The sequence below is a fragment of the Mesorhizobium sp. C399B genome (genome assembly GCF_030323185.1).
Taxonomy (GTDB): domain Bacteria; phylum Pseudomonadota; class Alphaproteobacteria; order Rhizobiales; family Rhizobiaceae; genus Mesorhizobium.
Window position 1 is genome coordinate 5,530,241 of sequence record NZ_CP100472.1, and the last position, 12,627, is coordinate 5,542,867.

Sequence of the window (12,627 nt, forward strand, 5' to 3'; positions counted from 1 at the left end):
GTGAGGCCTTGATGACCGTCGTCAGATCGAAGTTCGGCATGGGCGCCTGTGTACCGCGTCGTTCGACGCGCATCTCAGCGGAGATCCGGGAAGCAACAAAACAGTGAAAGCCGGGCCTGGAGACGAAGCGGGCGGGAAACTGTCCGATCATCCCGGCGCGCATCGGCCCAATAATCGATGTCGATTTTTGGAAAGCACGATGCGCAGATTTAAAGTGTCAGAGCGTCCTTTGCGCGTCGAAGACGACGCGCGGCGCTCTAATGTTCTCACCGGGATCATGCTCAAGGTCATGTCGGTGGCGGTCTTTGTCGGCATGCAAACCTGCATCAAGGCCGCCGGCACTTTGCCGGCCGGCCAGATCGTCTTCTTCCGCTCCTTCTTCGCCATCTTCCCGATCATCGCCTTCCTGGCCTTCAAGAGAAAACTCGGTACGGCGTTCGCCACCAAACGCCCGCTGAACCACATTGCGCGCGGTGTCGTCGGCGTTTGCGCCATGGGGCTCGGCTTCTTTGCGCTGACCCGGCTGCCGCTGCCTGAGGCGATCACGCTGAACTATGCCCAGCCTTTGCTGGTGGTGGTGTTCTCCTCGCTATTCCTCGGCGAAGCCATTCGCGTCTATCGCTGGAGCGCGGTTGCGGTCGGTCTGGTCGGCGTGCTGATCATCTCCTGGCCGGAGCTGACGCTGCTCACGTCGGGCGCCGCGCTCGGCGACCAGGAGGTGCTGGGCGTCATCGCTGCTCTCTTCTCAGCGGCAATCTCCGCCAATGCCATCCTGCTCGTGCGCAATCTGGTTCAGACCGAACGGACAGCGACCATTGTGTTGTGGTTTTCGGCGACGGCGAGCGTCATGGCGCTGTTTTCGCTGCCTTTCGGCTGGCAGGCGCTGACGCTATTGCAGACCGGCCTTCTGGTCGCCGCAGGCTTCTGCGGCGGGCTGGCGCAGATCCTGATGACGGCAGCCTATCGCCACGCCGAGGCCTCGGTGGTGGCGCCGTTCGAATACACCTCGATGATCCTCGGTGTCGTCGTCGGCTATTTCGCCTTTGGCGATATCGCCACCATCAACACGCTCGTCGGCGGTGTGATCGTCGTTGCCGCCGGCATGTTCATCATCTGGCGCGAGCGCCAACTCGGCCTGGAACGCACCCGAACGCGCAAGGCAGCGCCACCACAGGGGTGAGGAGGTCCGCGGGGTTGGCTCAGTTAGCTTCCGCACGTTCCTTCGCCAGCCGCACCAGCACCGCTCGCGTCTGCTCGTCGGCCGGGAAGAAAGACTCGATCGCCAGTTCCGACAGCGTCACGTCAAGCGGCGTGCCGAAGACGGTGATGGTGCTGATGAAGGACAGCACCTGGTCGCCATGCGCCAGCCGCAGCGGATGGACGATGCCGTTGGGCTCGACCGGCACCGGCCGCGCACCCTTGAGCCCGGACGGATAGGTTCGCAATTCGCGCTCCAGCTCGACCAGGACGGGATCGCCGGCGGCATCGTTCTGGTGTTTCAGCCGCTCCAGCAGATGCGCCCGCCATTCCGCGAGATTGACGATGCGCGGTGCGATGCCGTTCGGGTGCAGGCTGAGGCGCAGCACATTGACCGGCGGCTGGAGCAGCGACGGCTCGGCAACATCGGCCAGAAACGGGCCGATGGCGGCATTGGCGGAAATCAGGTTCCAGTGCCGGTCGACGGCCAGGGCGGGGAACGGCTCATGCCCTTTGAGCACGCTCTCGACCGCGGCAAGCGCCGGCGCCAGCGTCGCATCTGTGAGTGGCCGCTCGCTGAAGCTCGGGGCAAAGCCGGCAGCCAGCAACAGCTGATTACGCTGCCGCAGCGGAATCTCAAGCTGCTCGGCCAGATGCAGCACCATCTCGCGCGAGGGCGCGGCGCGGCCGCTTTCGACGAAGGAGAGATGACGCTGGGAAATCTCAGCCTCCATTGCGAGATCAAGCTGGCTCATGCGCCGGCGCGTGCGCCATTCGCGGATCAGGCTGCCGGCGGAGGTTTGGGCTGTTGTCATGGGGGATGAGTAGGCCGGGGAGAGGCGTATTTCAATTACCTGGGAGGTCATTGGCGCGGTTCTCCCTTCTCCCCCTGTGGGAGAAGGTGGCCGAGCGAAGCTCGGTCGGATGAGGGGTGTTCCAGGGAACGCCAACGTCTCACTCCGCTGGAACACCCCTCATCCGTCTCGGCGCTGCGCGCCGATCCACCTTCCCCCACAAGGGTGGAAGGAAGAGGCGCGCTTCACCCCACCTCCCGCAACTTCGCCTTCACCTCGAGAAAATCCCGCCAGGCCAGCTTCTTGTGCGCAGGGGTCCGCAAGAGATAGGCCGGATGCAGCGTCGGCATCGCCGGAATGGCGACACCGGAAGCCGTGGTGTGGACGCGCCAATTGCCGCGCAGGCGCAGGATGCCCTCGGTCGTGTTGAGCAAGGTCTTGGCCGAAGGGCCACCGAGATTGACCAGCACCTTCGGATTGACCAGCTCTATCTGCCGCTCGATGAAGGGACGGCAGATTTCGGTCTCGTGCGGCGTCGGCGTGCGGTTGCCGGGTGGCCGCCAGGGAATGACGTTGGCGATATAGACCGAAGTCCGGTCAAGCCCGATCGCCGCCAGCATGCGGTCGAGCAGCCGGCCCGAGCGGCCGACGAAGGGCAGGCCCTCAATATCCTCGTCGCGGCCGGGCGCCTCGCCGACCAACATCACCGAACCTTCCGGATTGCCGTCGGCAAAGACCAGGTTCTTGGCGGTGAATTTGAGGTTGCAGCCATCGAACGACGCCATGTGCTGGCGCAGTTCGTCGAGCGTCGAGGCACTTGCCGCCATTTGCCGGGCCAGGGCCGCCTGTGCCTCGTCGGGCACCGTCGCCATGGCCGGAACGGAACGCGCCGGCGCGTCCGGCACCCGGCTTGCGTCCAGCCCGGGGCTGGCGGCGGCTTGTTCCGGAAACTTGTTTTCGCGAGGCGGCGCGGCAGGCGCCGTTGTGCGCTCGGGGCGCTTCGGTGCTGCCCCGGCAAACCGGTTCACCGGCGCGTCCTCCAACGCTTCGTCGACACCGGCAGAGGCGTAGAAGGCGAGCAACTCGGCCAGGTCGGATCGGTTGTTGGGGGAGGCGGCAGTCATACCGGGCACATTCGTCCGCCGAGAGACGATTTGCAAGGTTGGGCGGTTAGTAATCTCCCCCTCAAGGAGGGAGATTACGCGCTCGTCGGCTTTCGCCAATCACGAAGGGCATTTCGTGGCGATTTTCACGGCGTCTGCCGCTTACCCCGTCGGTATCCGCGGATCCTGCACCAGATAGAACGTCCAGCGCGGCGTGTAGTCGGTGATCAGAAACTCGAAGCGTCCCCTCTTCAGCGGGTCGATCTGTCCACTCTTGAACAAGAGCCGGTCATAGGGTTCGAAATCGCGGTCGAAATCGGCGTACGCGCTCGACAGGATGTTGTCGGGCGTCTTGTTGCGCTGGTCGAAGGACAGGCCGTCGCCGAACACGCTCGGCTGGTTGAGTATCTCCTGCAGCTCGAACTGGAATTCAACCCAGGCCTGGCCGCTGTTGTTGAGCACCTCGATACGCATGTACAGGATGCCGTTGGCGAATTCGCCGTTGGTGCTGAACGGCTGGATCGGTTTGGTGGTGCGGATGGTGAGCGTCACCGGCGTCGACGAATTCAGCTCCTCGGAGATGACCAACGGATCTTCCTTGGTGCCGGTGCCCGAGGCGCCGGTGATGTGGAAACCGCCAAGCTCGTCGGAAAAGGAATAGGCGCCGGTCGCCCACACCTTCACCGGCTCGGCCTGAGCGCGAACCGGCGTAAGCATTGAAAGGGCGAGAAGGATCGCTCGGCAGGTCCGGCCGGGCGGAAGGGGGAAGCGCGTCAATGAATAGCCGGACGGCGTGCGCATGGAAATAAGTATGGCCGATAAGAGAGCCGTCGAACAATTAAAATATGGGACGCTGAGCGCGGCCGCGCGCAAAACGCTTGCGGCAGAGTTGTCATCCGCGACTTTTTGTCGAAATCGGCATTGTCACGTCAGCGCCGGTTTCCTGTCGCGGATTGATGCGCTATGCAGCGCAGGAGCCAGCAAAATGCCCGGAAACGGTCGGCCAGTGCGGAGGGGTTGATGAGCGAGATCGAACGCGAGAGCATGGAATTCGACGTGGTCATCGTCGGGGCCGGCCCGGCGGGCCTTGCCGCAGCGATCCGTCTCAAGCAGGTCAATCCCGAGCTTTCCGTCGTGGTGTTGGAAAAGGGCGGCGAGGTTGGTGCCCACATTCTGTCAGGCGCCGTCGTCGATCCCATAGGCATCGACCGCCTGTTGCCGGGCTGGCGCGAGGAAGATGGCCACCCCTTCAAGACGCCGGTTACGGCCGACGATTTCCTGGTGCTCGGCCCCGCCGGCTCGTTCCGTCTGCCCAATATCCTGATGCCGCCGCTGATGAGCAATCACGGCAACTACATCGTCTCGCTCGGCAATGTCTGCCGCTGGCTGGCAACCAAGGCTGAAGCGCTAGGCGTCGAAATCTATCCGGGCTTTGCTGCCGTCAGCCTCGTCTACAACGATGCCGGCGCCGTCACGGGCGTCATCACCGGCGACATGGGCGTCGAAAAAGACGGCACACATGGCCCGGGCTTTGCGCCGGGCATGGCGCTGATGGGCAAATACGTGCTGATCGGCGAGGGCGCGCGCGGTTCGCTGTCCAAGCAGCTGATCGCAAAATACAAACTGTCCGACGGCCGTGAGCCCGGCAAATACGGCATCGGCCTCAAGGAGCTGTGGCAGGTCAAGCCCGAGAACCACCGGCCGGGCCTGGTGCAGCACTCCTTCGGCTGGCCGCTCGACCTGAAGACAGGCGGCGGCTCCTTCCTCTACCACCTCGAGGATAACCAGGTCGCGGTCGGCTTCGTCCTGCATCTCAACTACAAGAACCCCTGGCTGTCGCCCTTCGAGGAATTCCAACGCTTCAAGACGCATCCGGCGATATCGCGCACCTTCGAGGGCGCCAAGCGCATCGGCTACGGCGCGCGCGCCATTACCGAAGGCGGCTGGCAGTCGGTGCCGAAACTCTCCTTCCCCGGCGGCGTGCTGATGGGGTGTGCGGCGGGCTTCGTCAACGTGCCGCGCATCAAGGGTTCGCACAATGCGGTGCTGTCCGGCATGCTGGCGGCCGAGCATGTCGCGCAAGCGATCGGCTCCGGCCGCGCCAATGACGAACTGTCGTCTTATGAGGACGCCTGGCGCGCGACCGATATCGGCAAGGATTTGAAGAAGGTCCGCAACGTCAAGCCGCTCTGGTCGCGCTTCGGCACCATTATCGGCGTCGGCCTCGGTGGTCTCGACATGTGGCTGAACACGCTGTTCGGCTTCTCGCCCTTCGGCACGCTGAAACATGGCAAGGCCGATTATGCCACGCTTGAGCCCGCGGCCAAGCACAAGAAGATCGCCTATCCCAAAGCGGACGGCGTGCTGACCTTCGACCGCCTGTCCTCGGTGTTCCTGTCCAACACCAATCACGAGGAAAACGAGCCGGTGCATCTCATCGTCGGCGACATGGAGTTGCAGAAGCGTTCCGAGCATGATGTCTTTGCCGGGCCTTCGACCCGCTATTGCCCGGCCGGTGTTTACGAATGGGTCGACAAGGACGGCAACGCCGCCGCCGATCCGTCTGACAAGGATGTGCGTTTCGTCATCAACGCGCAGAACTGCGTGCACTGCAAGACCTGCGACATCAAGGATCCCAACCAGAACATCAACTGGGTGCCGCCACAAGGCGGCGAAGGCCCGGTCTATCAGGGCATGTGAGCCTCACCGACCGGGGCCGTCTCAACCAGCAAAAATGGCGGCGATGGCCGGGTTTACCAAGGCATGTAAGGCGCTCGGCGCCAAAGATTGTTGAAACCGTCGTCTGCTTGTGGTCTCATTGCCGCGTCCATGGGGAAAATGGCATGCGCGTGTTGGTCTTGTTTTGCGTCGCCGTCATAAGCGCGGCCTGCGGCGTCGTCGGGACGGCGTCGGCGGGGGTGAAAACCGTCGTCAAGACGCGAACCTATGACATCACCGGCACGACAGGTGCCGGTCTGGTTATCGCCATGAACCGCAGGGGCCCCAAGCACGGTTTCATGACCCACGCCATCGCGCAGACAAGCTACACCGCCGACTGGAGCCTGGACGTGGGTCAGGTCAACGGCGTCTGCCGCCTGCGCCAGGCCAATGGAACGCTCAACATCGCCTACACCTACCCGCGCGTCGCCTCGGCCGTCACGCCGGCGCTGCGCAAACGCTGGAACCGGTTTTTCACAGGCGTTCTCGCTCATGAAGGAACCCATGGCCGTATCGCCGGGCAGATGATGCAGGCTGCCGAGCGGTCGGTTCGCGGCCTGAAATTTGCCAACGATCCGCAATGCAACAAAACGCGCGTCGAAGCCACGCGGCGCTTGCAAGCCACTTCCAAGCTCTATGAGGCAAAACAGATCGCGTTCGACGCGCGCGAGCACAGTGAAGGCGGCCATGTCGAGCGCATCATCGAGGCCTTGGTAGGCTTGTGAAACCGTAAGCCCCGTGGCGTACGATCTAGCCGCCCATGCTGGGCTGGATCAGCGACACAGTCGCGGTAGAATCCTCGTCGACCGGCTTGGTCTCGTCGCGCATCAATGAAAATTCCACCATCACCGGCAGATGGTCGGAGCCGGTCTCTTCCATCTGCGTCGACGACAGGATGGTCACCCCGCCCTTCGAAAACACCTGGTCGATCGGCAGGCCCGCATAGCGCCGCAGGAAATCGGGCAGGGTCCGGTGGATCCAGGTCGGTCCGGCCGACGGCATCACGGTCAGTCCGCCGAGCGAGGCAACGCGCCGTACCGCGGCGCTCCACGGCACGGCATTGCAGTCGCCGGCCATGATCGCCGTCTCGCCGAGCGAGGTGAGCGTCTCGGTCAACTCGCCGATCTGCCAGTATTGTTCCTTCGGCCACGGCCAGCTCAAATGGATCGCCGCGACATCGACCGGAGTGCCGCCGAAATCGACGGTGGCGGCCGCCATCGCGCCGCGCGGTTCGCAATGCGGCTCGGTGCCGGCCGCAAAGGGTCGCCGGGACAAAAGCGCCACGCCCCACACGCCGTCGGGATGGGCGCACAGGATGCGATAGGGATAGGCGTTCTGGATATAGCTGAGTTCGGTCGCCCACATGGCCGATACTTCGTCGAGCGTGATCACGTCTGGGTTGGTCCTGCCGATCAGCGAAAGAACCTTCTTGGGTGTCGGATTGTTGAAACGCAGGTTCATCTGCAGCAGCCGGTAGACCGGTTCGTTGCCGGGCGCGGCGTCATTGGCGGCCCGCACCGGCCACAGGCGCGGCAAGGTGCTCAACGTGCTGGCGAAGGCGGCCACGGCCAGCAGCAGGCCCACGCCCGCCTGCAGGCGAAACGAGGTGGCGAGCAGCGGCAGCGCAATCAGCCCCATCAGCACGGCAAAATGGATGCGGAAATGGGCGAAGGAATCGAAGGCCGGATGCAGTGCGCCAAAGAACCCGGCTACAAGCGCGGCCGAGAGGCCGAGCATTGCCAGGAACGCCATTGAAGCCATCATCTTTCGCACGCGTGCCATCAGACCGGGTTTTGCCCATAGACCGGGTAATACATTGCCGAGGTATCAGGCCTTTATCGGCTGAAATGCGGCCCAATCAAGATGACGAAACGCCTCGCGGCAAACATTTACGGCAAGCCGGTCTACTGAAAGGCCGTCTCCGAAAAGCTTCTCAGCTTGCGCGAATGCAACCGTTCCATCGGCATTTCCGCCAGCTTCTCCATCGCCTTGATGCCGATGGTCAGATGCTGCGCCACTTGCCGCTTGTAGAATTCGGTCGCCATGCCGGGCAGCTTCAACTCGCCATGCAGCGGCTTGTCGGAGACGCAAAGCAGCGTGCCGTAGGGCACGCGGAAGCGGAAGCCATTGGCGGCGATCGTGGCCGATTCCATATCGAGCGCGATGGCGCGCGACTGCGACAGCCGCTGCACCGGTCCGCGCTGGTCGCGCAGTTCCCAGTTGCGGTTGTCGATGGTGGCGACGGTGCCGGTGCGCATGATGCGCTTGAGATCGTAGCCGGAAAGTCCGGTGACTTCGGCGACCGCCTCCTGCAGCGCCACCTGGATCTCGGCCAGCGGCGGTATCGGCACCCACACCGGCAGGTCATCGTCCAGCACATGGTCTTCCCGGACATAGGCATGCGCCAGCACATAGTCGCCCAGCGCCTGAGTGTTGCGCAGGCCGGCGCAATGGCCGAGCATCAGCCATGCATGTGGCCGCAGCACCGCGACATGGTCGGTGATCGTCTTGGCGTTGGACGGGCCGACGCCGATGTTGACCATGGTGATGCCGCCATGGTTCGGCTTCTTCAGATGATAGGCTGGCATCTGAGGCAGGCGCGGCGCCGCCACGCCTTCGCTGGGCGCGTTTTGCCCTGCCTTGGTGATGACATTGCCCGGTTCGACGAATTCGGTATAGCCGTGGCCGCCTTCAGCCATCTGGGCCCGCGCGCGGGCGACGAACTCGTCGATGTAGAACTGGTAGTTGGTGAACAGCACGAAGTTCTGGAAATGCTGCGGGCTGGTCGCCGTGTAGTGCGTCATGCGGTGCAGCGAATAGTCGATGCGCTGCGCCGTGAACGGCGCCAGCGGCCTTGGTTCGCCGAACGCGACCTCGAAGGTGCCGTTGGCGATCTGGTCGTCGGTGCCGTCGAGATCCGGCACGTCGAACAGGTCGCGGATCGGCCGTTTGATGCGGTCGGCGGCGGCGCCATCGACATGGGTTCCTTCAAGGAACGCGAAATGCAGCGGGATCGGCGTGGTCGATTCCGAAACCGTTACCGGCACGCCGTGATTGCGCATGATCAGGCGAAGCTGCTCTACGAGATAGCGTTCGAACAGCACCGGCTGGGTGATGGTGGTCGAGAAATGCCCGGGGGTCGGCATGTGGCCGTAAGCCTGGCGCGAGTCGATCTGGGTGAACGAATTGGTGGTGACGCCGATCTCCGGGTAGAAGGCGCGGTAGCGCTTGCTTTCGTCGCCGCCGGCGGCAAGCGTGGCAAAGGAGTCGCGCAGAAACTTGGTGTTGCGGTCGTAGAGCACCTGCAAGGCGGCCACGGCCTTTTTGGCGTCGTCGAAGCTCTGCTTGCCGAAAGGCTCCGGCATGACGACCGATTCGATAGCTTGTGGGTAGATTCGCTTTTCCATGGCTCAATATAGAGACTTGAGGCCGCACTTGGGAGGGGAGGGTGGCCGCCAAGTGGTCGATTTATTCGTCCATGCCCAAGGTGTGCTGAGATTCAGGTAACGCTGAGCCGGAGTCGAGGACGGGCGCGAAGCGACCAAACTGGCTGGCTTCGAGAACCGGAGCGGAGCGTACTCGAAGCATGTGAGCACCAAGGCCGCCACTTGCAGGCCGGCATCACCTTAATACCGGCACACCTTACCCGCGCTGCAGACTGACCAGCAAGACAAAGCCGACGCCATGCTTTTTCGTCGCCGGCGCGTCGATCGTCGTGTCGGCATTGGCCCGCATCATCGGCACGGCCAGGACCGGCGCCGACAGCACGACCAGGACGAGCGCCGCCCGCGGCAGGAGCCGAAGGGTCTGGAGGGCGTTGATGGCGATGCGGTTCATGGCTTTTGCTTTTCTGTTTGGATCTATGTCTTTGTCGTCTCAGGGGCGAAAATGGTTCATGCAATCGAATTGGCAGGAACTGGCTGCATCCCAGGAACGGGCCGGACGGCCGGCTTCGGCCACGAGGATGGCGAAGAGCATCCCGAACAGGCTCATCAACAGGCAGACGATGGTGAAGCGGCGAGCGAGCATTTGCGTGGTGTCTCCTTGAACACGCCATCAAAATGCCCTGATGCGACTGAACCGGCGCTGATGCCGGCGTTCATCTGCGGTTCAAAGTGATTGACGATGTTTTAGGGAGCGCATCGGTTCGGGTTTGCGCCGCCGCAAGCGGCACGGTCGTGGCTATGGCGCGGACCGTCCTGCAAAAGAAAACGGGGCCTGTGAAGGCCCCGTTGGTCAACTCAAAGCAGCAAGATCAGAGCTTGTGCCAGGTCTGGCTCTTGCAGATCAGCCCGCCGAGCACGCAGCCGCTCATTTTGAGCGAGGTGCCCGACAGTGTTGCCTTGCCCGAATAGGTCTTGTCGTTTGCCGGATCGGTGATGTTGCCGGCATATTTGTTGGCCCCGGCCGCCTTGAGCGAACCGATGGTCTTCCCGGCATATTTGCCGGTCTTCAGGGTGATGGAGAATGAACCGCTGCCGCCGATTACTGCTGTGTCGCCGGCTTGTGTCTTCCAATTGCCTTCGATCGGATCGGCCCAAGCCGCACCAGCCATCATCACGGCGGCCGCCAGGGCCAAGCTCACTTTGCGAAACATATCTGTCCTCCCTGGTTTAGATGGGGCAGCCGCCTCTCTGCCGCTTACGCAAACGTAAGCTAATCCAGCTCCCGGCAAAACAAAAGCGTGCCGCGACGGAAGGTTTCGCAATTTTCATGCGGGGTCGGGAGAGCGCAGCCCGTGAAAATGAAACGATCGAGGCGTTGGCTTTGGTTTGCGTGGTTAGCAGAGTGTTGATCGGCGCCTTGCAAATTTTCGTCAAATCGATCGAAAAACGGCGGGATTGCTGACTTTGTATCCTTAACGAATTTCCGCGTTTACCTCTTGTTTTAGCTTTGTTTTCTCCAAATTAAGCACGCCATTTAACGACGGATTCAAGGCTCGGCCTCATTCTCGGAAGCATCGAAAGAGCGGCTCCCCAGGGAACACCGGGGGACAGAAGAGGCCCGCTCTCGGGAGCCAGACAGGGGACTAAAATGGCACGTTTTGAAATGCTTGAAGCCGGCTTCGGCGCCATGGGGGCAACTGCCCAGGCCGACATTCTTTTCGAACTGGGCATGATGTATGCGACCGGCCGCGATTGCGAGACCGATGTCGTTGCCGCCCACAAATGGTTCAACATCGCCGCCATCAAGGGCTCGGTCCGCGCCGCGGAACTGCGCTCGGAACTGTCGGCCGCAATGTCCAAGGTCGAGATCGCCAAGGCGCTGCGCGAAGCCCGCGAATGGATGACGATGCACTGAGATCGCGAGCAGATTATCGCAGGCAGATTATCGAAAACAGGGAAGCCCCGGGATCAAGACCGCAAAGACGGTCGGAACCGGTGAAACGACAAGGCCGCGACAAGACGGCCGACCATGAAAGAACAAGAACGCGGCAGGCCGGCACGGTCCAGTCGTGCACAATGGGGACGGCGGGCAGGTTTTCGTGGCGCGGGGGCGCATGGGGACTGCTACGAGCAAAAAGCCACGACCGGCCGGAACAGGCTGGCGTGGCTTTTTGCGTTGATGAGGCCCAATCGAGCGGCGCCGATGCGCCTAGACAGGCCCAATGAAGGATGAAATTGTCCCGCCTTCGGAAAGAAGCGCGGCCAGAGCGGCTGCGCGAGTGTGGGAGGAGTTCTATCACCATGAAAAAAACGGGTATTTTGAGCGCGGCCGTATTTGGCCTGATGATGAGCGCGCCGGTTGCCTTTGCCGATGACATCACCATTTCGGTGGTCGGCCCGATGACCGGACAGCTCGCCACGATCGGCGACCAGTTCAAGCAGGGCGCAACGGCAGCCGCCGACGCGATCAACGCCGCCGGCGGTGTCAACGGCTCGATGATCAAGCTCGACATCGAGGACGACCAGTGCGATCCCAAGCAGGCGGTTTCGGTGGCCAACCGGATCGTTGCCAACAGCGTCAAGTTTATCGACGGCCATGCCTGTTCAGGTTCGAGCATCCCGGCTTCCGCCGTCTACGCCGAGGCCGGCGCGCTGATGATGAGCCCGGCCTCTTCCAATCCCGAGCTGACCGATGCCGCCGCCAAGGCCGGCTGGCCGACGATCATGCGTCTCTATACGCGTGACGACGCGCAGGGCGCCTTCATTGGCCCGTGGATCGCCAAGAAATATGCCGGCAAGAATGTCGTTATCCTGCATGACAAGAGCGCCTACGGTCAGGGCGTTGCCGATGCCGTGAAGGCGACGATGAATGCCGGTGGCCTCAAGGAGATCGACTATGAAGGCATCAATGCCGGCGAGAAGGATTATTCGGCTCTCGTCACCAAGCTGAAGGACCTCAAGGCCGACGTTGTCTATTTCGGCGGCTATCACCCGGAAGCCGGGCTTATCCTGCGTCAGTCGGCCGAGCAGAGCGTCAAGTTCCAGCTGATCATGCCGGATTCGATCGCCTCGCCAGAATTCTGGCAGGTCGCCGGCCCCGCCGGTGAAGGCACCCTGTTCGTCTTCCCGTCGGACCCGCAGGCCAAGCCGGAAGCCAAGGAGGCCATCGCCAAGATCAAGGCGGGCGGCTTCGTGCCGGAAGGCTTTACGCTGTTCTCCTACGCCGTCGTTCAGGCGTTTGCAGAGGGCGTCAAGCGCGCCGGAACGGACGATCCGGTCAAGGTAGCCGAAGCGCTGAAGAACGGCACGCCGTTCAGCACCGTGGTCGGCGACGTGACCTTCGACGAGAAGGGCGATCTGAAGAACGCCAGCTACGACATCAACCAGTGGCACGACGGCAAATACGCACCGATCGCGCAGTAAGCGGCC

At 62.7% G+C, this 12,627-nt stretch carries 13 protein-coding genes; 6 read left to right on the forward strand and 7 right to left on the reverse strand.

Annotation, left to right across the window (positions count from 1 at the left end):
- Nucleotides 1-277: 277 nt before the first annotated feature.
- Nucleotides 278-1,180, forward strand: a complete 903-nt coding sequence (locus NLY36_RS26200; RefSeq protein WP_245260235.1) for a DMT family transporter — start codon at nucleotides 278-280, stop codon at nucleotides 1,178-1,180.
- Between the two features lie 19 nt (nucleotides 1,181-1,199).
- Here the strand turns inward: NLY36_RS26200 and NLY36_RS26205 are convergent, their stop codons facing one another.
- From NLY36_RS26205 to NLY36_RS26215, 3 genes are all read right to left on the reverse strand, one after another.
- On the reverse strand, nucleotides 1,200-2,012 hold the full coding sequence (locus NLY36_RS26205; RefSeq protein WP_023670193.1) for a helix-turn-helix domain-containing protein: 813 nt from the start codon (nucleotides 2,010-2,012) through the stop codon (nucleotides 1,200-1,202).
- A 224-nt stretch (nucleotides 2,013-2,236) separates the two neighbouring features.
- The gene (locus NLY36_RS26210) at nucleotides 2,237-3,115 is read right to left on the reverse strand and encodes a uracil-DNA glycosylase (protein WP_023735528.1); all 879 of its coding nucleotides are present in this window, start codon (nucleotides 3,113-3,115) and stop codon (nucleotides 2,237-2,239) included.
- 141 nt (nucleotides 3,116-3,256) lie between these two features.
- Nucleotides 3,257-3,811 (reverse strand): hypothetical protein, encoded by a 555-nt coding sequence (locus NLY36_RS26215; protein ID WP_023698594.1) that lies wholly within the window; start codon nucleotides 3,809-3,811, stop codon nucleotides 3,257-3,259.
- Between the two features lie 303 nt (nucleotides 3,812-4,114).
- On the opposite strand from NLY36_RS26215, the gene NLY36_RS26220 reads away from it, so the two are divergent.
- On the forward strand, nucleotides 4,115-5,794 hold the full coding sequence (locus NLY36_RS26220; RefSeq protein WP_023732013.1) for an electron transfer flavoprotein-ubiquinone oxidoreductase: 1,680 nt from the start codon (nucleotides 4,115-4,117) through the stop codon (nucleotides 5,792-5,794).
- The gene (locus NLY36_RS26225; RefSeq protein WP_488505237.1) at nucleotides 5,791-6,537 is read left to right on the forward strand and encodes a DUF922 domain-containing protein; all 747 of its coding nucleotides are present in this window, start codon (nucleotides 5,791-5,793) and stop codon (nucleotides 6,535-6,537) included. Before NLY36_RS26220 ends, NLY36_RS26225 begins: the two co-directional genes overlap by 4 nt.
- Nucleotides 6,538-6,562: 25 nt before the next feature.
- On the opposite strand, the gene NLY36_RS26230 is transcribed toward NLY36_RS26225, so the two are convergent.
- From NLY36_RS26230 to NLY36_RS26240, 3 genes are all read right to left on the reverse strand, one after another.
- The gene (locus tag NLY36_RS26230) at nucleotides 6,563-7,576 is read right to left on the reverse strand and encodes an endonuclease/exonuclease/phosphatase family protein (protein ID WP_156929813.1); all 1,014 of its coding nucleotides are present in this window, start codon (nucleotides 7,574-7,576) and stop codon (nucleotides 6,563-6,565) included.
- Nucleotides 7,577-7,716: 140 nt separating this feature from the next.
- Entirely contained in the window at nucleotides 7,717-9,177 is a 1,461-nt protein-coding gene (locus NLY36_RS26235; protein WP_023731828.1) for an AMP nucleosidase, read from the reverse strand.
- A gap of 277 nt (nucleotides 9,178-9,454) precedes the next feature.
- The gene (locus NLY36_RS26240) at nucleotides 9,455-9,649 is read right to left on the reverse strand and encodes a hypothetical protein (protein WP_023698597.1); all 195 of its coding nucleotides are present in this window, start codon (nucleotides 9,647-9,649) and stop codon (nucleotides 9,455-9,457) included.
- A gap of 51 nt (nucleotides 9,650-9,700) precedes the next feature.
- Between NLY36_RS26240 and NLY36_RS26245 the strand changes: the two genes are divergently transcribed.
- Complete coding sequence (locus NLY36_RS26245; protein ID WP_155922472.1) at nucleotides 9,701-9,931, forward strand: hypothetical protein; 231 nt, start codon at nucleotides 9,701-9,703, stop codon at nucleotides 9,929-9,931.
- 136 nt (nucleotides 9,932-10,067) lie between these two features.
- Here NLY36_RS26245 and NLY36_RS26250 read toward each other — a convergent pair whose 3' ends face one another.
- Complete coding sequence (locus NLY36_RS26250; RefSeq protein ID WP_023687258.1) at nucleotides 10,068-10,409, reverse strand: DUF2147 domain-containing protein; 342 nt, start codon at nucleotides 10,407-10,409, stop codon at nucleotides 10,068-10,070.
- A 437-nt stretch (nucleotides 10,410-10,846) separates the two neighbouring features.
- On the opposite strand from NLY36_RS26250, the gene NLY36_RS26255 reads away from it, so the two are divergent.
- Both NLY36_RS26255 and NLY36_RS26260 read left to right on the forward strand, forming a co-directional pair.
- On the forward strand, nucleotides 10,847-11,113 hold the full coding sequence (locus tag NLY36_RS26255) for an SEL1-like repeat protein (RefSeq protein WP_006199745.1): 267 nt from the start codon (nucleotides 10,847-10,849) through the stop codon (nucleotides 11,111-11,113).
- Between the two features lie 386 nt (nucleotides 11,114-11,499).
- On the forward strand, nucleotides 11,500-12,621 hold the full coding sequence (locus tag NLY36_RS26260) for an ABC transporter substrate-binding protein (protein WP_023687260.1): 1,122 nt from the start codon (nucleotides 11,500-11,502) through the stop codon (nucleotides 12,619-12,621).
- Nucleotides 12,622-12,627: the final 6 nt, after the last annotated feature.